Origin of the sequence: Streptomyces sp. NPDC086080 (assembly GCF_044540255.1) — a bacterium.
Classification (GTDB): Bacteria; Actinomycetota; Actinomycetes; order Streptomycetales; family Streptomycetaceae; genus Streptomyces.
Window position 1 is genome coordinate 1 of record NZ_JBITRU010000033.1, and the last position, 20704, is coordinate 20704.

Genomic DNA, 20704 nt, shown 5'->3' on the forward strand with positions numbered 1-20704 from the left:
CGACAAATCCCAAACAGGACAGTCGAGACGTCAGTCAGCCGAGGGGTCAGACCCGCCAGCAGCGTCACCACGTCACATCCTCACTGTCAGCCGTGATCCAGCGCAGGCGGCGAGCCTAGTTGATCACCTTCCCGCCGCTCGATCAGTTTCGTCGTGAACGAGGGGAGAGGACCGGCCCCCACGGAACGTGCGGGGCGGACAGGCTTCCCGCAGCGGTGATCCACCGGCGGTACGCGCATGAAGGTAGGGTCCCCAGGTAGCTCGTGAGGCGCATCGAAGTGCTCAATCCCGAGCGACCCAGGTGTCGTTGTTGTACGCATGCGAGTCCGGCCAGTTCAACTTGACTGCTGCATCGCGTGATTGCCTCGCCTGCGCATTCTGCAGGGCTGCGGACCGGCCCGCGCGGAAGTGCCGGCACGAATTGGTGCCTTGCGGTCGCGTCCACCGACGGTTTCACTCCACGTCGGGCACCTCAAGGGTGCTGAGGTGGGCGGTGAACGCGCTGAAGGCGGTGGCGGGGAAGGTGAGGACGGCCAGGTCCGGGGCCTTGGAGTCGCGGACGGCTATGTGGGGGTGGCGGTGGGCGACCTCTACGCAGGCGTTGCCTTCGCCCCCGCCCGAGTAGGACGACTTCTTCCAGATGTCGGGGATCGTCATGCTGGACCTCACAGCTCCTTCGTCAGCCTGTGGATGAAGTCACGCGAACGCTCCGGTTCGAGCGCTGCGGCCTCCACCCTATGGAAGAGCGTTCGAAAGCGGCCCAACTGCGCTGCCGCATCGATGAACACCGTGCCATTCGGGCCATCGCACACCACGGTGTCCAGTTGAGGGACGGGCCCACCCGCGTACGCCATGGCGCTTCCGGCCCCGCCGAAGCCGTCCAGTTCGAAGGGGATGACACGCACGGTGACCGCGTCGGCCTCGGACATCTCCAGGATGCGGGCGAGTTGAGCCCGCGAGGTGGAACGGCTGCTCACGCGGATACGGAGAGCCGCTTCGTGGATCAGTGCCACGTACCGCACGGGGTCAGGGCGGTCGATGACCACTCGGCGCCGCATACGGTGCTCCACCCAACGTGCCCGTTCCCGGACAGTCTGTGGATCAGCTCGGCCACGCCCGCGAGGGTCCACCGCTGGTCCTCGCTCCAGCCGTGCGCCGCAGGGCCGGCACCCAGCTCGGCTTGCAGCCGCTCTGCCTGGTCATCGCTGAGCTGACGCAGAAAGCCGCCTGGCTCTCTCCGCCTCCCTCGCGCCAGGTTGCGTGCCAGGCGTAAGCAGACTTCCGCGTCACCCGTAACCTGCGGGCGACCTCCGTCGGCCGCACACCCTGCTCGAACATCCCCGCGGCCTCAAAGCACACAGCTTCACTCTTCGCCCGCCCCGCGGCGGTCAGACCGCCGCCATCCGCGTACCTCATGACCAGGATGTAGCACCGCCAACGCCCGCTGTTACCCCGCCCTTTCAGCCTCAGCGTCACACGACCTGAACTACGAAGTCGCGCTCTCGCACCCCGTGTCATATATCATCGGCGCTATGGACAGCGGGCGGTACTCGATCGAGATCGAGCCGGAGGTGCGACTGTGGCTGGAGAACATTTCCGCCCATCACTACAAGCAGGCCGAACGCGTCGCCGATCTGCTCACCGAGCAGCCCACCACGCTCGACGAACCGCACTCCCGTCACCTTGGCGGCAAGCTCCGTGAGCTGCGCTTCCGCCTGGGCGATGCCCATCAGCGGATCACCTACTGGCTGGCGCCCGGCCGACGTGTCGTGCTGCTCACCGTGTTCCACAAGACCAAGATGCGCGAGCAGGCCGAAGTGGACCGCGCCCACGCCGCACAGCGATGGTGCGAGGCGGAGCATGAAGCCGCCGCCGAGCACGACTTCTACAGCCGCGACCTCAAGGAGAACCGATGAACCACAGCGAATGGAGGACCCGTCGCCACCGCCGGATGCTGGGCGAAAACCTGGAGGCTGACCCCGAGTACGACCGGGTCTACGAAGAGGCCGGCCTCGCCATGACGTTGGGCAAGGCCGTCTACGACCGGCGCAAGCAGCTGGGCCTGAGCGAGGCCGACCTCGCCGAGCGCATGCACGTCGGCGTCGATGACATCGAAGGCATCGAGACGGCCACCGAGCTGCCGCCCATCGCGGTCATCATGCGCCTGGCCCGCGCACTGGACCTCACGGTGGACGTGCACCTCGCCGGCGGAGACGAGCCCACCGTCACCATCGTCGCCCCAGCGGCCTGAGGCGGGGAGGAACCATGCAGGACCCGCCGTCCGCGCTCGCCCGTGAGCTCGGGCAACTCGTCCACGACCGGCGCATCGAGCTCGGACTGTCCCAGGCCGAGCTGGCCGAGCGGTGCGGGATGAAGCAGCCGCAGATCTCCCGCTTCGAAGGCGGCGGAACCATGCCCACGCTCCCCCTTCTGCGCCGCCTGGCTCAGGCTCTCGGCGCCGACCTGACCATCAGCCTCACCCCGCACGACAAAGCCGCTTGACACGCATTCGGAATTCGTGGAATTCACCGGGCGGTGTAGGCCGGTGACGGCAGTAGCCACGGCAACACCGGCGGACGCCAGTACGCAAGCATGGGCGCGATGGAGTTTGGCCTGCGGATTGGGAGGGGCCTTCTTTGTGCTGGCGTTCAGCAGGTCAGGCCCAGTAGATTGACGTCAATTCACCATAGAGAGCTGCATATGGGCGCTTCAACTGTCACCATTCCCGTAAGTGGCGAGAGTCGAGATTTGTGTGTCGCCGATGGATTCCTGGCCTACGCTCCGCTTGATCGAGCTGAGCGAGTGCCTGCCCCTAACGGTCGGTCGCTCATTCGATTCGGTGTCATTGGCAGGGCGACCTATGTGTTCTTGGATGAAGGCGCGGGGTGGGTGGTATCAGGTGCTAGCGCTGCATGTCGCGCTGATGAACACCTCTTTGGATAGGCTCATCGAATGTGTTGCTCGACTGGCATCCTTCTATCCCTATTATGCGGCTGAATCGGATTGCGATGGGTCATTCTGGTATGACTTTAGATGGGATGTTTCCATGGGGGGATTTTATGAGTAAGCTGCTGCGATCGTCGGTGAGAGTCCTGAGCAGTTGACGAATTCGCAAAGACTTCGGCAGGTGCGAAATGGTCAGGACTGCCAGGTCACCCGGTGTTCCGCCAGGTGGGCCAGGACCGCGTGGTTGGCCTCCCAGCCGTCCGGGAATTTGACCAGGGTTCCCAGCTGGACCGGTTCGGTGGACGGGTAGTCGTCCAGGAGGTCGGTCACTCCCTCGCGGCAGATGACGATGCAGGCGTGGCGGTGGCGGGAGGTCAGGACGCAGAGGCGGCCGGTTTCCAGGTGGAAGGCGGTGGCGTCGGGGCGGCCGGAGAGGGGGTGGAGGATGACGGTGACGTCGTACTCGCGGCCCTGGAGGCGGTTAGCCGTGTCGACCACGACGTCCGTTACGCCGAGTTCCGTGAGGGCCGCGCGGATGGCCGCCGCCTGGTCGCGGTGGGCGGTGCCTACGGCGATGCGGTCCGCGGTGAGGGGGGTGGGGGCGGGGGAGCGTTCGGAGGTTGAGGTGCCTTCGCGGTCCAGGAGGCGGCGGACGGTCCGGGCTACGGCCTGTACCGCTTCCGGGTCCGTGCGGGGAGTGTGGCGGGCGGGGAGTTGGAGGAGGCCCCAGCCGGATTGAGCAGCCTCGTCGATCACTCGGTCGGGAGGTGAGCCGTCCGACGGGACGCCGAAGGAGAGGGCTCGGTCGGCGTGGGCCGTGCCGCTGCGGAACGGTGTGTACGGGTAGAAGGCGTCGGAGACCAGGGGGGCTGCGGAGGCGGGGAGGCGCCAGGAGACCGGGAGGCGGTGTTGGGGGAGGTCGGGGTTGTGGGCGAGCAGGGTGGTGACGGCTGAGCCCGAGGGGTCGTAGGACAGGCCCGCCCATTGCTCGGCGCCTACGATCGAGAAGGGGTCCAGTTGGCCCGGGTCGCCTACGAACAGGGCGCGTTCGAAGAGGCCGGCCACGGCGAGGAGGGCGTCCGAACGCATCTGGTAGGCCTCGTCGACGATCGCGTGCTGCCAGGGTTCCACGCCCTTGACGTGGGCCCATTTCGCCGCCGTGGAGATGACGACGGGGACGTCGGTGAGGTCGGCGGCCTTTGAGGACTTGCGGACGTGGTCCAGTGCGTCCAGTGCCTTGTCGTACGGGTCGGTGTCGCTGCTGTGCAGGCGGCCCACCGGGAGGTCGGGGTTCTTTTCGGCGAGGCGGAGGACCAGGTCGTCGACCTGGGCGTTGGTCTGCGCCACCACCATCAACGGGCGGCCCGCCTCCGCCAGTTCCAGGGCCGCCCGCACCACGAGCGTGGACTTGCCGGCGCCGGGTGGGGAGTCCACGACCACGCCGCGTGCGGTGCCGTGGAGGGTGTCGTGGAGGATCGCGTCCGTGGCGCGCGTGGCCGCGGAGCCGGGGTCGAACGTCGTCTCCTCGGCAGGGGCGGTCACAGGATGTCCTCCTCGGTCATCGCGTCGGCGGGCTCCGGTACTGCTTCCTCGCCGGGTGGGCCGCCGTGGGTCCACGGGGTCTCCTCCGGGTCGGGGAGTTTCGCCCCGCCGCGCGGTTCGTGTTCGAAGAGGGTGAAGCAGAGGTGGTCACCCTTCTCGGGGACCGATCCCTCCTCCGGCTCCTTGCCCCGGCCCATCTTGTCCAGGATGCGGAGGGTCAGGAGGCCGCCTGTCTCCGGGCCGTCCTCGTAGCCCACGAACTCCGTGGTCTGCGGCTTTCCGTTCAGTGAGCGGTATGCCTTCACGCGCTCGCCGAGGTGCGGGGTGTCGTCGGTGCGGAGGGTGACGAGGGGGCGGGGGCTGGGGCGTTTGCTCTCGGTGTACATCATCACCACGTCCACCACCTCGCCCGCGAACGCCTCCCCGGACAGTCGGCGGGACGCCATCACCAGCGGGTCGTCCAGGGCTTCCTGTGCTTCCAGGCGGGACTGTTCGCGCTCGCGCGTGGCGAGCTTGTTCGCGGCGGTGACCGCGTCGTCGCGGCGGGGCTGGGGTGGTTCGCCGGACAGGACACGGTCGCGGTGGCCCGTGAAGGACCAGCGGTCGCGGGTCCAGCGTTCCTCGACCCGGGTGCCCTCCGGGAGGTGGCGGAGGAGGTCGAGGCCCTGCCACACCGCGTTCCAGGTGGGCAGGGTGCGGCTTTCCACCAGTGCGCGGATCTCTTGTTCGGCTGCGGTCAGGGTGGCCAGGCGGTCGTCGGCCTCCAGGCCGTCCTCCGCCGCCGCAAGGGCCGTACGGGCGCGGTCGTAGCGCTCGATCGCCGGGGCGAGGAGTTTGTTGTCGAAGGCCGGGTCGGTCGCCGGGCCGGCGGGTGGGCAGAGCAGTTGGCCGGCCGCGTCGCGCGTCAACTCCGCCTCCTGCGCGGCCTGCGCGCCCGAGCGGCCCGCGGGCGGGGCGATCCAGGCGAGCAGTGCGCCCAGGTGCTGGTCCTCCAGCGTGGACTGGCCGGTCGCCCAGTGCCGGCCCAGGACGTCCGTCATGGCCAGGAGGAGGGAGGAGCCGGGGACGCGGGCACGCTCACCGAAGTGCGTCAGCCAGCGGCCGAGCAGGGGGACCCGGGGCGGTGCCGGGAACGGGGTCTCCGGGTCCTGTTCCGCCGTGCGCCGGAAGCGCATCGAGCGGCCGAGGAGGCGTACGAGGTCGATGCCGGCCCGGCTCGGCACGATCAGCTGCGGTGCGTCCGCGCAGAGCTCGACCTCGACCTTGACGCGTTTGCCGGTCTCCGGGTCGGTCTCGGAACGCTCGGCGGCCTCCACTGTGTCCGCGAAGTCGTCGATGTAGGGCAGCACCACGTCGGCCAGCTGGGCCAGGAACGCGAACCGCAGGTCGCGGTCGCGTGGCTGGGGGACGACCAGGAGGCGGCGGGCTTCCCGGTCCGTTCCCACCAGTGCGCCGAGCGGGGCGCCCGCCTCGCCGGCGGTCGTGAGGGGGACGAACACCAGGGGGTGGTCGGAGAGGTGCCGGTGCCGGACGGTGGCGGTGGGCTGGGCGCGGCCGGTGCTGACGGCCTCGAGGCGGGCGAGGGTGGTGATCAGGGACAAGGGGCCACCTCCGGGCGCGCACCGCTGAGTGCTTCCGCGCGCAGGGCTGCCGCGCGGCGCAGTGCGGCCACCGCCGGGTCATCGGGGTCGCCGGTCTCCCCGCGCGCCGCCGCCAGGACGTCCTCGACCGTCGTCAGACCGCCCAGCTCCGCCCGGACCGGGCGGCCGAGCGAGGTCACCGCGCCGTCCGCGCGGGAACGGTCCCGGCAGTGGAAGGCCAGCTCGCACGCGGACAGGCACTCGGGTGCGTACGTCGCGGGGACGGACCCCACGGCCTCGGTCAGCCGCTCCGCGGGCAGCTCGGGCGAGAAGCACGTGCCCTCGGGGAGGGTGTCGGCGATCTCCTCGATGCGGGTGAGCCGGTCCAGCTGGCGGGCGGTCACCGCGCGCTGCTTGCGCACGTCCACGGCGGAGGCGGTGGGGAGGTTGGAGAAGTCCTTGGGGCAGACGAGCAGGACGCGGTGGCGTACGCGCGGGGCGGGGTCCAGCCGGGCGGCGACCTGCTCCAGGGCCAGCACGTACACCGCCGCCTGGCGGGCCGCCGCGCCGACCTTCGACGGGTCCGCGGCGCCGTCCAGCATCGGGAAGGACTTGATCTCCACGACCGTCCAGCTGCCGTCCGGGTGCACCACCACCGCGTCCGGCTCCAGGAACGCGGGGGAGCCGGCGACGTCGAGGGCGAGCATGGGGTGGTCGAGGAGCGTCCAGGTGCCGGGTGCCTCGGTCGCGGCCTCGCGCAGGGCCAGCTCGGTGCGGGCCGTGCGCCCCTGGGGGCCCTGTGCGGTGAGGTCGGGCACGCGCGCGTCGGCGGGCGGTTCGGCCGCGCGGTCCAGCTTCTCGTGCGCGAGGCGCAGCAGCTCCGTACCGCCGTCCGCCTTGACCTTCGCCTCGAACGCGTTGCCCCGGACGAGCGCGAACTGCGACTGGCCGAAGGCCGACGGCGCGCCCAGCGCGCTCGCCAGCGCCGCCTTGTCCACCCCGGCGCCGTCCAGGATCGCGCGTCGTCTGCAGCCCGGGTTGGCGGCGAGGGCGGCCAGGGCGCGGGCGTCCAGGGCCTTGGCCGGGACCTCCGGGCCGCGCAGCTCAGCGAGCCGCTGCCGGAGCGCTTTCTCCCGCGTCCGAGGGGGCGGTACCCGGTTCGGGTCCTGGTCCGTACGGCGCCTCGGGGTGCCACTGCCGTGGAATTCGCTCACCCGCGGAAGTCTGACATCCGGCACTGACAATCGGGGAATGCGTGGCGGGCGAGGCTGCCGGGACGAGTGCGGCGGCGGGCAGGAAGCGGGCCTTCGCCAGGTCGGCGTAGCGCATCACGACGGGGGCCAGCAGGAAGCCGGCGCCCATGACGGCGGCGCCCGCGGCGGCGTCCAGGAAGTAGTGGTTGGCGGTGCCCATCACGACGATCGTGGTCACCAGGGGGTAGACGACGGCCGCTGTCCTCGCCAGGCGGGTGCGGCCGTACTTCCAGAGGATCACACCGCACCACAGCGCCCAGCCGACGTGCAGGCTCGGCATCGCCGCGTACTGGTTGGTCATTCCGCCGAGTCCGCGCGGGGCGCTCGCCTCGCCGCCCCACCAGCCGTACGAGCTGTAGTGCGCCATCGTGTCCACGAAGCCGTGGCTCGCGTCGAGCAGCCGGGGCGGGCAGGTGGGCAGCAGGGTGAAACCGATCAGGCCGATGAACGTGGACGCCATCAGCCAGGTGCGCGCCGCGCGGTAGTGCACCGCGCGGGAGCGGAACAGCCAGACGAGGATCACCGGTGTCACCAGGTAGTGCAGGGACGCGTACCAGAAGTCCGCGGGTATGCCTATCCAGGGTTCCTGGGTGAAGAGACGGTTCAGCGGGTTCTCGGCGTTGAGGAACAACGCCTTCTCTATTTGCAGGATCGCCAGGCCGTGGTCCACGGCGTCGGAGACGTCGCCCCGTACGACCAGCCGCCCCGCCGAGTAGCAGGCGTACACCAGGAGGATGAGCGGCAGCTCCGTCCACCAGCGCAGCCGGGTCGCCGGGCCCGCCTCGGTGCCCGGTGTCTCGGTGTGCGGCATCCGATCGTTCCCCTTCGTCCTCGCGCGCGCCGCTCGTTCGGCGGCCAGTCACTCTACGGTGTCCTGCGCGTCCCCCGTGAGACGCCCTCGGCCCTCATAGACGCAGAGATCTCCCGCCGGGTTGCCCCCGACCAGGGTGCGGGAAGATGGAGGAGCTCCGCTTGCGAATTTTGTGAATGTCAGGAAGGTCTCCCATGGCACCGCGCATCCTGCTGGCCCGGCACGGACAGACGGCGTGGTCGCTGTCCGGCAAGCACACCGGCAGGACCGACGTGCCGCTCCTGGAGGAGGGCCGGCGGGGGGCCGAGCTGCTGGGGGAGCGGCTGCGGGGGGCGCCGTACGACGGGCTGGCGGGGGTCGAGGTGCGGACCAGCCCGCTGGTTCGGGCGCGGGAGACGTGCGAGCTGGCGGGGTTCGGGGAGCGGGCGGTGACCTGGGACGCGCTCGTGGAGTGGGACTACGGGGCGTACGAGGGGATGACGCCGGACGAGATACAGGCGGTCCGGCCGGGGTGGCTGATCTGGCGGGACGGGGTCCCCGAGGGGGAGAGCCTGGCGGAGGTCACCGCGCGTGCGGACGAGGTGGTGGAGTGGGCTCGGTCCGCCGACCGTGACGTCCTGGTCTTCGCCCACGGGCACATTCTTCGGTCGATCGGGGCGCGGTGGCTGGGGCTGCCGCTGGACTTCGCGGCGCGGGTGCGGCTGAATCCGACGTCGCTGTCGGTGCTGGGGTGGGCGTACGGGGAGCCGGCGATCGAGTCCTGGAACGAGCAGGGGCACCTGGGTTCCTGATCGGGTGCCCCTGCGCTGCGCTCGGCGTTGTCGCTGGGCGGGGGGTGCTGCGCGGCCCGGCGTTTGCGGGGTGCCTCCCCCACTCTCGGCTCCGCTCGAGCGGGGGGACCCCCACCGCCCACCCGTGCCGCCCCAGCGGCACGACTGCCCGCAGTCGGGGGTGCCCGCAGTCGGGCGGGGACTGCGCGCGGTGAGGTCGGGGAGGTCGGGGGAGTGCGCGCGGGGGCCGCCGGGGGTGGTTCACACCGCTCGGGGTAGGGACGCGTGGCGGTCGAGGAAGGCTGAGACTTCTGAGGCCCGGCGGTGGGGGAGGAGGACCCGGGAGGTGCCTGCCAGCATCGTGCGTACGCGGGAGGACTGGACCTCGGCGAGGAGGTCCAGTGCCCGCATTCCCGCCGCCGCCGCCTCGTCCGGGCGGCCGCCGCGGGCCAGGTCGTCCGCCAGTTCCGCCGTGTACAGGGCGATGTTGCGGGTGAAGTGCGGGTCCTGGAGTTCCGCCGCGCGGCGCGCGTGCCGGGCCGCGCGGGGCCAGTCGCCCAGCGTCGACCAGCACTGCGCCTCCAGCCCCTCCAGCTCCGCCTTCCCGTAGAAGCTCATCCACTCCGGGTCCGCCTCCGAGGGGCCGCGCTCGAAGTAGGCCCCCGCGCGGACCAGCGCCTGCTCGCACCCCGTGCGGTCGGCGAGCCCCGCCCAGCCGCCCGCCTCGCGCAGGGCGAGGAGCGACATCAGCCGGGGTGAGCCGAGCGCGCGCGCCGCCCGCTGTGCGGCCTGGGCCGCCCGTACCGCCTCCCGGGGCCGGCCCGCGTCCCGCGCGAGGAACGCCGTGTTGCAGAAGGCGTGTGCCTCCAGTGCGGGGTCCCCGGTCATCCGTGAGGTCGCCAGCGCCTCCGCGTAGTGCGAGCGGGCGTCGTCGAAGCGGCCCGAGTCGTGGGCCAGCCAGCCCACCGAGATGGCCAGTTCACCGGCGCCCGCGTACAGCCGGTCCGCCGTCCGTTGCCGGGTCACCCCCGCGTCCAGCAGCGCGTACGCGGCGCGCAACGGGGCCGCCGCGCGGCGGTAGAGCCCGTCCGCCCCGTGCCGGTCGTCCAGCAGCCGGATCCGGCGGACGGCCTCCTCCAGAGCGCCCGCGTCGCTCGCCCCCGCGCGGCGCACGGCGCGCTGTGCCGCCGAGGCGTCGGAGGCGAACCCGTAGGGGCTCAGCGAGGCGGCGGCCACCGTGGCGCCCCCGCTGGTCATGAATGCGCGACGCAGCACGTCGCTCTCCTCGTGGTCGTGCGGGTCATACGTGTCGTACGGGTTGTACGTGTCGTACGTGTCGTACCGGTCCTGTGTCTCATACGGCTCGTACGCCCCGCTGTTCTCACCCGTGGCGTTCGCCGGTCCTTCGGTGCGGGCCGACGGGACGTCCCCGGCGGCCCGGGTCCGGCGTCCGCGGACCGACGAGCGGGGCGCGAAGCCCAGGTCGGTCAGCGTGCGGCCGGGGAACATGTGCAGGAACACCCGCTCATAGGCGTAGTTGGGGCAGCGGATCTCGCCCGCCTCCACCCGGTGCACGTACCGCGCGTCACAGGCGACCCGCTCGCCGATCTCGCGGGCGGCCCGCCGTACCGTCGCGGCGAACTCGGCCGGCGAGCGCGCTCCGCGCAGTTGCCGGAAGACGAGGTTCGGCCGCGGTGGCCGATCGGGTGTGGACGAGGGCACCGTTGACGACGCCATGGCCGGGTCCTCTCTGCGAACCGTCGAACCATGCCGGAAAGGGCGAGTTGTCCATGTGTCGCCCTGTTTCCGGCGGGCTTGAACGTACCTGCTGTGACGGAGTCACTACGCGGAGTTTGGCAACAAAACGGATATGTCATCCGCGATCTGCCATGAACTGCCATCCTTTGCGGCGCACTTTCGCCGTAGCTGTTGACGGCCCGGCTCGTTGAGCTCTGTGGACCGGGAGCCCGCCCGACTCCCGACCCGCTTGCTCGAACAGGGATGTGTGTGGTGGAGGCCGGGATGATGATGACCAGCCGAAGTGACGATTCGTCAGATCTGCCGAGTACGGACTGCGAGGTGGTCACGGTGCCGGCCCGACAGGGCCTGGAAGCCGTGGACATCCTGCGGCGCGGAGCCGCCGACGCGGTGGGTCCGGTGCTGCACGACGACGGCGGTGCCACCCTCGGCTTCCTGGTGCCGCCGGGGACGGCCGCCGCCTGGGACGTACCGGGCAGCACCTGTACGGAGACCGGCGGCCACGGACTGCGGATGGACCCGGAGCCCCAGCCGCCGGTGGAAGGTTCCGACTGGCTGCTGCCGCCCGGCGAGGCGGATCTGGCGACGGACCCCGCCGTGCTGCGCGAGGCGCTGGACGAGGCGCAGCGCCTGATCGAGGCGGCCGACGGTTGCTCCTGAGCCGCGGCAGCTCCGGCGCGGGTACCCTCCCCGCGCCACCGGGCGCGGGTGCCTGGGACACTGAGGGGATGGGAAGGGCCAGGAGCGGTGGGCGTGAACGGGGCGGTGGCGGTGCGGAGGCCGTCACCGAGAACGTCGACGGCGGACTCGCCCAGCTCGTCCCCGACCGGGACCGGCCGCGGGCCTGGACCCTGCTGATCGACGGCGCCCCGCAGTCCCACGTCGACCTGGACGACCCCTCGTACCTCTCCTTCGAGTACCAGCGCCGGTTCGGTCATGCCGTCGATCTCGCGGCCCCGCCCGGCAAGCCCCTGCAGGCGGTGCACCTCGGCGGCGGCGCGTTCACCCTCGCCCGGTACGTCGCGGCCACCCGCCCCCGCTCCACCCAGCAGGTCGTCGAGCGGGACGCCGCGCTGGTGCGACTCGTACGGCGGGAGCTGCCGTTGGACGCCAGGGCCCGGATCCGGGTGCGTGCCGCGGACGCCCGCGAAGGACTCGCCAAGGTGCCGGACGGCTGGGCCGGACTCGTCGTCGCCGACGTCTTCAGCGGGGCCCGCACCCCGGCCCACCTGACCTCCACCGAGTTCCTCGACGACGTCCGCAGGGCCCTCGCCCCCGGCGGGGTCTACGCCGCCAACCTCGCCGACGGACCGCCGCTCGCGCATCTGCGCGGCCAGATCGCCACCGCCGCCGCCCGGTTCGCCGAACTCGCGCTGATCGCGGACGCCGCCGTGCTGCGCGGCAAACGCTTCGGCAACGCCGTCCTGGTCGCCTCCGACGCGCCCCTGCCGGTCGCCGAACTGACCCGCCGGGCCGCCTCCGACCCGCACCCGGGCCGGGTCCTGCACGGCCGTGAACTCCTCGACTTCACCGGCGGGGCCGCCCCCGTCACGGACCTTGCGGCGGTCGCGTCACCGGCGCCGCCCGCGTCCGTCTTCCGCTGAGACCGCCGACGGCCCCGGCGCACACCGCCGACGCCCCTTCCCATGACAGCGGCGACGGAGGCGACAGCGGCGACACCGGGTCAGTACGTTCCGATCTCCACCCGCGGCGGGCCGTCGTGCCAGGTGCAGAACACCGACACCCGGTCCGCGCCCGAGGAGAACTCCACCCGGATCCACGTCTCCGTCTTCCACACCTGCATCGACCAGCCGGCTCCCGGAGTCGCCGACACCAGGGACGCGGACGTCTCGCCGAGGTCGAAGACCGCCCGGCCGCCCTTCGTGTCATAGCCCTTGACCTCACCGGAGGCCGCCGGAGGGGGCGGGGCCGGGGACTTCGTGGGCGTGGAGGTCGGGGAGGGGTCCGGTTCCGGCTTCCGGGACGGGTCTTCGGACCCGGCCGACGGTTCGCGCGCCTCCCCGGTCTTCTTCGAAGGGCCGGTGGAGGGCCGCCGCGTCGACGACGACACCGTCTGCGACGTCCCGTCCGCGGAGTCCGCGTAGTCCTCAGAGTCCGCGGAATCGGCGGAGCCGTCCGCACCGGCCGCCGCGATGGGCAGGGCGCGGGGCGGGTCGTACGCGGTGCCCTCCATCACGGTGCTGACACCCCACCACGACAGCGTGACCGCCGCGCCCGTGGCGAGCAGCCAGGCCAGTACGTGTAGGAGTCCTCTGCGCATCGTCGGCCCATACTGCCCCACCCGCCCCGCCGGTGTCGCGCCCGCAGCGGTGCCCGGAGTTGTCCACAGGCCCCGACGGGCCCCGCCCGGCATGGCGTACGGTGCCGCCCATGGCAAGTGTTCTCGTGGTCGAGGACGACCCGTTCGTACGCTCGGCGCTGATCCGGCAGCTGACCGACGCCTCGCACACCGTGCGGAGTGTGGGCACGGCGCTGGAGGCGCTGCGCGAGGTCGCCCATTTCCGTTTCGACGTGGTCGTCCTGGACCTCGGACTGCCCGATCTCGACGGCTCCGAGGCACTGAAGATGCTGCGCGGCATCACCGACGTCCCCGTCATCGTCGCCACCGCCCGGGACGACGAGACGGAGGTCGTACGGCTGTTGAACGCCGGCGCGGACGACTACCTGACCAAGCCCTTCTCGGTGGAACACCTCTCGGCCCGGATGGCGGCCGTACTGCGCCGTGCCCGCTCCGGCGGCGGGGAGAGCGCTCCCTCGCCGGTGATCCGGGTCGGCGGACTGACCGTGGACCCGCTGCGCCGCCAGGCCGAACTGGACGGCACCCGACTCGACCTGACCCGCCGTGAGTTCGATCTGCTCGCCTTCCTCGCCGGGCGGCCCGGTGTGGTCGTGGCCCGCAAGGAGCTGCTCGCCGAGGTGTGGCAGCAGTCCTACGGCGACGACCAGACCATCGACGTCCATCTGTCCTGGCTGCGCCGCAAGCTGGGGGAGACCGCCGCCCGGCCCCGCTATCTGCACACCCTGCGCGGCGTCGGCGTGAAGCTGGAACCGCCCGCCGGGCAGGCGCCGCTCGCGCCGGGAGCGGAGCCACCGCGATGAGGTGGGCCCTGGTCAAGGTGTCGCTGGCGGTGACCGCCATGGTGGTGGTGGCCTTCGCGGTGCCGCTCGGTCTGGTCATCCGGGAGATGGCGCGAGACCGGGCGTTCTCCAATGCCGAGCGGGAGGCGGCGGCCGTGGCCCCCGCACTGTCCATCACCACCGACCGCGACCAGCTCGAACGCGTCGTCGCCTCCACCGGATCCGACACCGGCATGGCCGTGCACATCCCGGCCGGGGACGGGAGCGAGGCGATCGAGATGGGGCGCAGGCGGGCCGCCCCCGAGGACATCGCGGCGGTGCGGGAACTGGGCCGCGCCTCCACGTCCACTGTGTCCGGCGGCTCGACGCTGCTCCAGCCGGTCGCGCTGAGCAGTGGTGAGATCGCCGTGGTCGAGGTGTTCGTCCCCGAGGCCGAGGTCACCAACGGGGTGGGCACGGCATGGGCGGTGCTCGCCGGGGTCGGGGTCGCGCTGATCCTCGGCTCGGTCGCGGTCGCCGACCGGCTGGGTGTGCGGATGGTGCGGCCCGCGCAGCGGCTGGTCGAGGGGGCGCACGAACTGGGGGAGGGGAAGCTGGGCGCCCGGGTCAGGGAGACGGGGCCGACCGAACTGCGGCTGGCGGCCGTGGCGTTCAACTCCATGGCCGACCAGGTCGTCCAACTCCTCGCCAACGAGCGGGAGCTGGCCGCCGACCTCTCCCACCGCCTGCGGACACCGCTGACCGTGCTGCGGCTCAACGCCGCTTCCCTCGGCGACGGTCCGGCCGCCGAGCAGACCCGGGTCGCGGTCGAGCAGCTGGAGCGCGAGGTGGACACCATCATCCGCACCGCCCGCGAAGCCAAGCCGCAGACGGCCGCGGCCGGTCCCGGCGCCGGATGCGACGCGGCCGAAGTGATCCGCGAGCGGATGGAGTTCTGGTCGGCGCTCGCCGAGGACGAGGGCCGCAAATGGCGGATGGCCGGCGCCGACCGGCCGGTGCGCATACCCGTGGCCCGCTCCGATCTGGCCGCCGCCCTCGACGCGCTGCTCGGCAATGTCTTCCGGCACACCGCCGAGGGCACCGCGTTCGCGGTCGACGTGCACAACGGCGAGGACGCGGTGATCGTCCTGGTCTCCGACGCGGGCCCCGGCATACCCGACCCCGATGCGGCGATGGCCCGCGGCCGGGGCTCCGGCAGCGACGGCTCCACCGGGCTCGGCCTGGACATCGTGCGCCGGCTCGCCGAGGCCACCGGCGGGGACGTACGGATCGGCTCGTCGGTGCTCGGCGGGACCGAGGTGCGCATCTGGATCCAGCTCGACGGACGTGAGCGGGCACCCCGGCGCCGCGGGCACCGGGGCACGATGCGCCGGCGCGGACCGGGACGGCTGAGGGCGACCTTTAACCGGTCCCGATCCCTTCCTTAAGCGCACCCTAAGATCACCGACCACCTCCCGGAACAGGAGTTTTGCCCGATCCCGGATCGCTGGCGTGCCGCCATCCCCCTACGGCAAGGAGCCGCACGAGAACGGGGAAGCGAGTGCCCCGGCCGGTCCACCCCCCCCCACCCGGCCGGGGCACCCGCGCGTCCGGTGGCAGCCGGACACACGAACGGGGCGCGGCACTCCCCCGGGCGGGCCCGGACACGTGAACGGGGCGCGACACCCCCAGGGACACCGCGCCCCATGCGAACGGGGCGCGACATCCCCCAAGGACACCGCGCCCCGTCCCCCCGTACCCCGCGACCCCCGTTCCTCCGGACCCAGAGCAGGTCAGGTGCTCTCAGGGTCCGGAAGTGCTCCCGCCTTGGCCGCCCGCGCGTACCACAGGGCGCTGGACTTCGGGGTGCGCTGCTGGGTGACGTAGTCGACGTAGACCGCGCCGAAGCGCTTGTCGTAGCCGTACGCCCACTCGAAGTTGTCCAGCAGGGACCACAGGAAGTAGCCGCGCACGTCCGCGCCGTCGGCGATGGCCTGGCGCACGGCCGACAGGTGGCCGTGCAGATAGGCGACGCGCTCGGGGTCGTGCACCTTGCCGTCGGCGTCCGGCTTGTCGTCGAAGGCGGCGCCGTTCTCGGTGATGTACAGCGGCAGTCCGGGCGCCTCACGCTGGTAGCGCATGATCAGCTCGTGCAGGCCGGTCGGGTCGACGGACCAGCCCATCTCGGTCTGCTCGCCCGGCGACTGGTGGAAGGCGACGTCGTCCGCGGCGGGCCACGGCGAGTGCTCGCTCGCCCCGTGTCCGTCGGCCCGCGGGCCCTTGGCGTTCGGGTCCGCCGCCGAGACCAGGGTGGGCGTGTAGTAGTTGAGGCCGAGGGCGTCGATCGGCTGGTGGATCAGGTCCAGGTCGCCGTCCTCGATGCAGGACCAGTCGGTGAGCGAGGAGGTCGCCTCCAGCAGGGTCTCCGGGTAGGCGCCGTGCAGGATCGGGCCGTGGAAGATGCCGCCGGACAGGTCGTCGATCTTGCGCGCCGCCGCCCGGTCCGCCGGGTCGCTCGGCGAGAGGGGCCGCACCACCGAGGTGTTGAGGCTGAGCGAGATCTGGTTGCGGACCGGCATCACCGAGCGCAGCGCCTTGGTGCCCAGGCCGTGCGCCAGGTTCAGATGGTGGGCGGCCCGCAGCGAGGCCGCCGGGTCGGTGCGGCCGGGCGCGTGCACCCCGGAGGCGTAGCCGAGGAAGGCGCTGCACCACGGCTCGTTGAGGGTGATCCAGTTCTCCACCCGGTCGCCGAGCGCCTCGCCGACGATCTGCGCGTACTCCGCGAAACGGTACGCGGTGTCGCGCTCGGGCCAGCCGCCCGCGTCCTCCAGCTCCTGCGGCAGGTCCCAGTGGTAGAGGGTGACGGCCGGCTTGATGCCCTTCGCCAGCAGTTCGTCGACCAGCTTGCGGTAGAAGTCGAGACCGCGCTGCACGGCCGGGCCGCGCCCCGTCGGCTGCACCCGCGACCAGGAGACGGAGAAGCGGTAGGCGCTCAGGTTCAGGTCCGCCATCAGCGCCACGTCATCGCGGTAGCGGTGGTAGTGGTCGACAGCGATGTCACCGGTCTCGCCGCCGGCGGTCTTTCCCGGCGTGTGGCTGAAGGTGTCCCAGATGGAAGGGGTACGTCCGTCCTCCCGCACCGCCCCCTCGATCTGGTACGCGGAGGTCGCGGCGCCCCAGAGGAAGGCGGAAGGAAAGGTCACCGGGGTCGCCGGCGTTGCGGAGTCAGGCATGGAAGCGCTCCCATAGGAGGTCGTGGAAGACCGACAAGTACGAAGGAACAGACCAGGGCGCAGGGCCGAGGGGGGTGAGAAGGGGCCGAGGCGGCGGTGACCCGGCCCCCAGGGATACGTGGACGAGTGGGGATCAGCCCTTGACGGCGCCCTGCATGATGCCGCCCACGATCTGCTTGCCGAAGATCGCGAAGACCAGCAGCAGGGGCAGCGTGCCCAGCAGCGCACCGGCCATGATCAGGGACTGGTCCGGGGTGTAGCCCCGGCCCAGGCCGGCGACCGCGACCTGCACGGTCGGATTACCGGTCTGGGTCAGCACCAGGAACGGCCACAGGAAGTCGTTCCAGGCCTGGACGAACATCAGCATGCCGAGCACGGCCATCGCCGGCCGCGCGGCGGGGAACACCACGTGCCAGATCACACGCCAGCTGCTCGCGCCGTCCACCCTGGCGGCCTCGATCACCTCGTCCGGCAGTGCCTGGAGCAGGTACTGCCGCATGAAGAACACGCCGAACGCGCTGACCAGCGACGGGAAGATGACCGCCTGCAGCTGGTCGGTCCAGTCGAGCTTGGCGACCATCATGTACAGCGGGATGATGCTGAGCTGCGGCGGGATCATCATCGTGCCGATGACGATCAGCATCAGCGCGTTGCGGCCCTTGAAGCGCAGCTTGGCGAAGGCGAACCCCGCGATGGTCGACAGCACGACGATGGTCACCGCGGAGGTGCCCGCCACGATCGTGGTGTTGAGGAACGCCTCACCGAGATTGGCCTCGGTCCAGGCGACCTCCAGGTTCTTGAAGAGGTTCGAGCCGAACCAGAACGGCGGCGGGGTCTGCGCCAGGCGCTGGTTGTCCCGGGACGCGGCGATCGCGGTCCAGACCAGCGGGAACAGCGATACGAGCGTGAACACGATCAGGATCGCGTACGCGATCGGACCGCCGTGCAGCGTGCCACCAGCCCGCGCGGACTTGGGCAGGCGCGAGCGCTTGTGCTTGGCGGGCGTTGTCTTGGGGGGCGTCACAGTCGTCGTCACGGCCACAACTCCTTAACTGCTGGCGCGCAGCCGGCGCGAGATGACGTGGTTGATGATGCCGATGACGATCAGGATCGCGAACATCGTCCAGGCGATCGCCGAGGCACGGCCCAGGTGCTGGTTCACCCAGCCCTGCTCGTACAGGTACAGGCCGAGCGTCTGGAACTGGTGCTCCGCGCCGCCCGACGCGCCCTTGTTGGGGTCGAACAGCAGCGGCTCGCCGAAGACCTGGCTGGCGCCGATCGTCGAGACGACCACGGTGAACAGGATCGTCGGACGCAGCGACGGCAGAGTGACGTGCAGGAACTGCTTCCAGCGGCTGGCGCCGTCCAGCGCCGCCGACTCGTACAGGTCCTGCGGGATCGCCTGCATCGCGGCCAGGTAGATCAGCGCGTTGTAGCCGGTCCAGCGCCAGATGATGATGGTCGACACGGCGATCTGACCGGGCCACTTGTCGTCCTGCCAGGCGATCGGGTCGATCCCGACCGAGCCCAGCGCCCAGTTGATCATGCCGTAGTCACGCCCGTAGAGCAGCACGAACACCAGGGTGGCGGCGGCGATCGAGGTGGCGTACGGCGCGAGCATCGCGACCCGGTAGAAGGTCGAGGCACGCAGCTTGTAGTTGAGGATGTGGGCGATGCCCATCGCGATCATCAGCTGGGGAACGGTCGAGATGACGCCGATGGTCAGCGTGTTCTGCGCCGCGTTCCAGAAGAAGTCGTCGTCGAAGATCCGGGTGTAGTTCTTCAGCCCGACCCAGTTCATGTCGGTCGGGGCGGTCAGCTCGACCTGGTGCAGCGAGGCCCAGCCGGTCCAGATCAGCGGGAACAGGCCGAAGGCGGCGAACAGCAGGAAGAACGGCGAGACGAACGTGTACGGGCTCCAGCGCGCGTCGCGCTGCCAGCGACGGGACAGCTTGGCCCGGCGCTTGGCTTCCTTGTCCAGGGAGGAGCCGCCGGGCGGACGGCCCGGGGCCGCGCCCCCCTTGACGGGGGACGCGGCGGAGTCGGAGCGGGTGGCCATTCGGGTCACTTGTCCAGGTTGTTGTCGATGGTCTTGGTGGCCGTCTCCCAGGCTTCCTCGGCGGACTTGCCCTTCGTCACCAGGATGACGCCGTTGTCCGTCAGGCCCTGCTGGATGATCTGGTCCTTGGCACCGATGACCTGGACCGGGATCTGCTGGGCGGCCTCGGAGAAGATCTTGCCGATCGGCGCGTCACCGGTCATGTCGTTCTTGCCGTTCTGCACCTCCGGCATGTCGTACGCGGCCGGGGCGCTCGGGACGCTGCCCTGCACGGCGAACAGCTTGGCCTGCTGCTCCGGCGCGGTCAGCCAGGCGACCAGCTTCTGCGCCTCCTCGACGTTCTTGCCGCTCTTGGGCACGCCCAGGAAGGAGCCGCCCCAGTTGCCGGACTTGGGCGCCACGGCGACGTCCCACTTGCCGACGGCGTCCGGCTGCGACTTGCCCTTGATGTAGCCGAGCATCCACGGCGGGCAGGCCATGGTGGCGAACTTGCTGTTCGCGATGGTGGTGTCCCAGGCCGGCTGGAACTGGGTCTGCGCCTGGACCAGGCCCTTCTCGGCCGCCTCGGCGGTCAGGTCGAAGGCACCCTTGACGGCGGGGTTGGTCTTGTAGATGACCTCGCCCGAGGCGTCGTAGAACTTCTCCTCCTCGCTGGCGAGGACCGCGTTGAGCAGACCGCCGGGGGAGTCCATGAAGTAGGTGCCCTTGTCGGCCTTCTTCTTGAACTTCTCACCGGTGGCGAGGAACTTGTTCCAGTCCCCGGCCCACAGCTTGCCGACCTGCTCGCGGTCGGTGGGCAGACCGGCCTTCTCGAAGAGGTCCTTGCGGTAGCAGATGGCCATCGGGCCGATGTCGGTGCCGAGCGCGATGGTCTCGCCGCTCTTGGCCGTGGCCTGCTCCCACTTCCAGTCGAGCCAGCCTTCCTTCTTCACACCCTCGGCCTTGGACATGTCCGCGAACTTGTCCGCCTGGGTGGCGACGACCTCGGCGATGTTGCCGACCTCGACGGCCTGGACGTCCATCAGACCACTGTTGGTGGTCAGGTGGTTCAGGAGAGCGGGGTAGTAGTTCTCGTTCCGCTCGATCACGTTCTCTTCGATGTTGATGTCGGGGTTGAGCTTCTCGTACTCGTCGTAGAGACCGGCTTCCTTGAAGCCCATGGTGCCGAAGAGACCCAGGGTGATCGTGGTCTTGCCCGAATTGTCGCCGGACGAGGATCCGGAGTCGTCTCCACCGTCGTCGGCACAGCCGGCCAGCAGCCCGGTGCCCAGCGACACCACGGCCGCGATGGCCAGTGCCTTACGGGCGATGGGCTTCCCCCCGCCCGACCGCTGACGGGAGAGGGGGAGGGTACGTGCTCGCATTGCGTCCTCCTGTTGCCCTGACGTACCGACCCCCCGGCCAACGGCTCTGTTGGACCCGTGTGTTGCGCTTGCGGCTCGGGCGGGGAACGTGCGGGTTGTGTATGTGTCAGGTACCGTGGGAGCGCTCCCACAAGTGATGTGTTGAAGAGTCGCGGGTCCGGGCGGGGGTGTCAAGGGAACAGACGAGGCAAAGTGTGTTCAGTTATCTGCCTGTTAACTTGGCGTTGCGGACGCGCTCACGGAACCCAGCAGTCCGCACGCCGGCCGTCCGGCGTGGTCACCGTCACGGCCGCGGCTGTTAGATTCCAGG

Annotated in this window: 20 protein-coding genes and 1 pseudogene; 8 read left to right on the forward strand and 13 right to left on the reverse strand. The window is 70.9% G+C overall.

Annotated elements, in window-relative coordinates:
- Positions 1 to 453 precede the first annotated feature (453 nt).
- The 3 genes and pseudogenes from ACIF9R_RS30510 to ACIF9R_RS30520 form a co-directional block, all read right to left on the reverse strand.
- Entirely contained in the window at positions 454 to 657 is a 204-nt protein-coding gene (locus tag ACIF9R_RS30510) for a DUF397 domain-containing protein (RefSeq protein WP_399985628.1), read from the reverse strand.
- 8 nt (positions 658 to 665) lie between these two features.
- A pseudogene (locus tag ACIF9R_RS30515) lies at positions 666 to 1070 on the reverse strand (DUF5753 domain-containing protein); the annotation flags it as partial.
- 31 nt (positions 1071 to 1101) lie between these two features.
- Complete coding sequence (locus ACIF9R_RS30520; RefSeq protein ID WP_399985629.1) at positions 1102 to 1518, reverse strand: helix-turn-helix domain-containing protein; 417 nt, start codon at positions 1516 to 1518, stop codon at positions 1102 to 1104.
- Positions 1519 to 1532: 14 nt separating this feature from the next.
- Between ACIF9R_RS30520 and ACIF9R_RS30525 the strand changes: the two genes are divergently transcribed.
- Genes ACIF9R_RS30525 through ACIF9R_RS30535 form a run of 3 tightly spaced genes read left to right on the forward strand, consistent with a single transcriptional unit; the run spans position 1533 to position 2502 of the window.
- Positions 1533 to 1916 carry a type II toxin-antitoxin system RelE/ParE family toxin gene (locus tag ACIF9R_RS30525; protein WP_399985630.1) on the forward strand — a complete coding sequence of 128 codons (384 nt, stop codon included), beginning with the start codon at positions 1533 to 1535 and terminating at the stop codon, positions 1914 to 1916.
- Positions 1913 to 2251, forward strand: coding sequence for a helix-turn-helix domain-containing protein (locus ACIF9R_RS30530; RefSeq protein WP_399985631.1), 339 nt, complete (start codon positions 1913 to 1915; stop codon positions 2249 to 2251). The genes ACIF9R_RS30525 and ACIF9R_RS30530 overlap by 4 nt, the downstream gene beginning before the upstream one ends.
- Positions 2252 to 2265: 14 nt before the next feature.
- On the forward strand, positions 2266 to 2502 hold the full coding sequence (locus tag ACIF9R_RS30535; RefSeq protein WP_399985632.1) for a helix-turn-helix domain-containing protein: 237 nt from the start codon (positions 2266 to 2268) through the stop codon (positions 2500 to 2502).
- Between the two features lie 636 nt (positions 2503 to 3138).
- Here ACIF9R_RS30535 and ACIF9R_RS30540 read toward each other — a convergent pair.
- The 4 genes from ACIF9R_RS30540 to ACIF9R_RS30555 are packed head-to-tail and all read right to left on the reverse strand — an operon-like array spanning position 3139 to position 8132.
- A complete protein-coding gene (locus ACIF9R_RS30540; protein WP_399985633.1) occupies positions 3139 to 4488 on the reverse strand; it encodes an AAA domain-containing protein in 1350 nt (449 codons plus the stop codon).
- The gene (locus tag ACIF9R_RS30545) at positions 4485 to 6089 is read right to left on the reverse strand and encodes a hypothetical protein (RefSeq protein WP_399985634.1); all 1605 of its coding nucleotides are present in this window, start codon (positions 6087 to 6089) and stop codon (positions 4485 to 4487) included. Before ACIF9R_RS30545 ends, ACIF9R_RS30540 begins: the two co-directional genes overlap by 4 nt.
- On the reverse strand, positions 6080 to 7282 hold the full coding sequence (locus ACIF9R_RS30550) for a hypothetical protein (RefSeq protein ID WP_399985635.1): 1203 nt from the start codon (positions 7280 to 7282) through the stop codon (positions 6080 to 6082). Before ACIF9R_RS30550 ends, ACIF9R_RS30545 begins: the two co-directional genes overlap by 10 nt.
- A complete protein-coding gene (locus ACIF9R_RS30555; protein ID WP_399985636.1) occupies positions 7173 to 8132 on the reverse strand; it encodes a phosphatase PAP2 family protein in 960 nt (319 codons plus the stop codon). The genes ACIF9R_RS30550 and ACIF9R_RS30555 overlap by 110 nt, the downstream gene beginning before the upstream one ends.
- A gap of 194 nt (positions 8133 to 8326) precedes the next feature.
- Between ACIF9R_RS30555 and ACIF9R_RS30560 the strand changes: the two genes are divergently transcribed.
- Positions 8327 to 8923 (forward strand): histidine phosphatase family protein, encoded by a 597-nt coding sequence (locus ACIF9R_RS30560; RefSeq protein ID WP_399985637.1) that lies wholly within the window; start codon positions 8327 to 8329, stop codon positions 8921 to 8923.
- A 240-nt stretch (positions 8924 to 9163) separates the two neighbouring features.
- Here ACIF9R_RS30560 and ACIF9R_RS30565 read toward each other — a convergent pair whose 3' ends face one another.
- On the reverse strand, positions 9164 to 10639 hold the full coding sequence (locus tag ACIF9R_RS30565) for a hypothetical protein (protein WP_399985638.1): 1476 nt from the start codon (positions 10637 to 10639) through the stop codon (positions 9164 to 9166).
- A gap of 285 nt (positions 10640 to 10924) precedes the next feature.
- Here ACIF9R_RS30565 and ACIF9R_RS30570 point away from each other — a divergent pair, with 285 nt between their 5' ends.
- Positions 10925 to 11320 carry a hypothetical protein gene (locus tag ACIF9R_RS30570; RefSeq protein ID WP_399985639.1) on the forward strand — a complete coding sequence of 132 codons (396 nt, stop codon included), beginning with the start codon at positions 10925 to 10927 and terminating at the stop codon, positions 11318 to 11320.
- A 68-nt stretch (positions 11321 to 11388) separates the two neighbouring features.
- On the forward strand, positions 11389 to 12264 hold the full coding sequence (locus ACIF9R_RS30575) for a spermidine synthase (protein ID WP_399985640.1): 876 nt from the start codon (positions 11389 to 11391) through the stop codon (positions 12262 to 12264).
- Positions 12265 to 12344: 80 nt separating this feature from the next.
- Here ACIF9R_RS30575 and ACIF9R_RS30580 read toward each other — a convergent pair whose 3' ends face one another.
- A complete protein-coding gene (locus tag ACIF9R_RS30580; RefSeq protein WP_399985641.1) occupies positions 12345 to 12941 on the reverse strand; it encodes a hypothetical protein in 597 nt (198 codons plus the stop codon).
- 110 nt (positions 12942 to 13051) lie between these two features.
- Between ACIF9R_RS30580 and ACIF9R_RS30585 the strand changes: the two genes are divergently transcribed.
- Positions 13052 to 13780, forward strand: coding sequence for a response regulator transcription factor (locus tag ACIF9R_RS30585; protein ID WP_399985642.1), 729 nt, complete (start codon positions 13052 to 13054; stop codon positions 13778 to 13780).
- Entirely contained in the window at positions 13777 to 15186 is a 1410-nt protein-coding gene (locus ACIF9R_RS30590) for a sensor histidine kinase (protein ID WP_399985643.1), read from the forward strand. The genes ACIF9R_RS30585 and ACIF9R_RS30590 overlap by 4 nt, the downstream gene beginning before the upstream one ends.
- A 345-nt stretch (positions 15187 to 15531) precedes the next feature.
- Here the strand turns inward: ACIF9R_RS30590 and ACIF9R_RS30595 are convergent, their stop codons facing one another.
- From ACIF9R_RS30595 to ACIF9R_RS30610, 4 genes are all read right to left on the reverse strand, one after another.
- Positions 15532 to 16971 carry a GH1 family beta-glucosidase gene (locus tag ACIF9R_RS30595; protein WP_399985644.1) on the reverse strand — a complete coding sequence of 480 codons (1440 nt, stop codon included), beginning with the start codon at positions 16969 to 16971 and terminating at the stop codon, positions 15532 to 15534.
- A gap of 133 nt (positions 16972 to 17104) precedes the next feature.
- Positions 17105 to 18007: a carbohydrate ABC transporter permease gene (locus ACIF9R_RS30600; RefSeq protein WP_399985645.1), complete on the reverse strand. Its 903-nt coding sequence runs from the start codon at positions 18005 to 18007 to the stop codon at positions 17105 to 17107.
- Positions 18008 to 18019: 12 nt separating this feature from the next.
- Positions 18020 to 19030: a carbohydrate ABC transporter permease gene (locus tag ACIF9R_RS30605; RefSeq protein ID WP_399985699.1), complete on the reverse strand. Its 1011-nt coding sequence runs from the start codon at positions 19028 to 19030 to the stop codon at positions 18020 to 18022.
- A gap of 5 nt (positions 19031 to 19035) precedes the next feature.
- A complete protein-coding gene (locus ACIF9R_RS30610; RefSeq protein WP_399985646.1) occupies positions 19036 to 20394 on the reverse strand; it encodes an ABC transporter substrate-binding protein in 1359 nt (452 codons plus the stop codon).
- Positions 20395 to 20704 lie beyond the last annotated feature (310 nt).

Coding starts and splice junctions, on each gene's coding strand:
- ACIF9R_RS30605 (WP_399985699.1), bottom strand. CDS start 19,030: ATGGCCACCCGCTCCGACTCCGCCGCGTCCCCCGTCAAGGGGGGCGCG.
- ACIF9R_RS30525 (WP_399985630.1), top strand. CDS start 1,533: ATGGACAGCGGGCGGTACTCGATCGAGATCGAGCCGGAGGTGCGACTG.
- ACIF9R_RS30570 (WP_399985639.1), top strand. CDS start 10,925: ATGATGATGACCAGCCGAAGTGACGATTCGTCAGATCTGCCGAGTACG.
- ACIF9R_RS30595 (WP_399985644.1), bottom strand. CDS start 16,971: ATGCCTGACTCCGCAACGCCGGCGACCCCGGTGACCTTTCCTTCCGCC.
- ACIF9R_RS30565 (WP_399985638.1), bottom strand. CDS start 10,639: ATGGCGTCGTCAACGGTGCCCTCGTCCACACCCGATCGGCCACCGCGG.
- ACIF9R_RS30580 (WP_399985641.1), bottom strand. CDS start 12,941: ATGCGCAGAGGACTCCTACACGTACTGGCCTGGCTGCTCGCCACGGGC.
- ACIF9R_RS30560 (WP_399985637.1), top strand. CDS start 8,327: ATGGCACCGCGCATCCTGCTGGCCCGGCACGGACAGACGGCGTGGTCG.
- ACIF9R_RS30510 (WP_399985628.1), bottom strand. CDS start 657: ATGACGATCCCCGACATCTGGAAGAAGTCGTCCTACTCGGGCGGGGGC.
- ACIF9R_RS30590 (WP_399985643.1), top strand. CDS start 13,777: ATGAGGTGGGCCCTGGTCAAGGTGTCGCTGGCGGTGACCGCCATGGTG.
- ACIF9R_RS30520 (WP_399985629.1), bottom strand. CDS start 1,518: ATGACACGGGGTGCGAGAGCGCGACTTCGTAGTTCAGGTCGTGTGACG.
- ACIF9R_RS30585 (WP_399985642.1), top strand. CDS start 13,052: ATGGCAAGTGTTCTCGTGGTCGAGGACGACCCGTTCGTACGCTCGGCG.
- ACIF9R_RS30610 (WP_399985646.1), bottom strand. CDS start 20,394: ATGCGAGCACGTACCCTCCCCCTCTCCCGTCAGCGGTCGGGCGGGGGG.
- ACIF9R_RS30555 (WP_399985636.1), bottom strand. CDS start 8,132: ATGCCGCACACCGAGACACCGGGCACCGAGGCGGGCCCGGCGACCCGG.
- ACIF9R_RS30575 (WP_399985640.1), top strand. CDS start 11,389: ATGGGAAGGGCCAGGAGCGGTGGGCGTGAACGGGGCGGTGGCGGTGCG.
- ACIF9R_RS30535 (WP_399985632.1), top strand. CDS start 2,266: ATGCAGGACCCGCCGTCCGCGCTCGCCCGTGAGCTCGGGCAACTCGTC.
- ACIF9R_RS30530 (WP_399985631.1), top strand. CDS start 1,913: ATGAACCACAGCGAATGGAGGACCCGTCGCCACCGCCGGATGCTGGGC.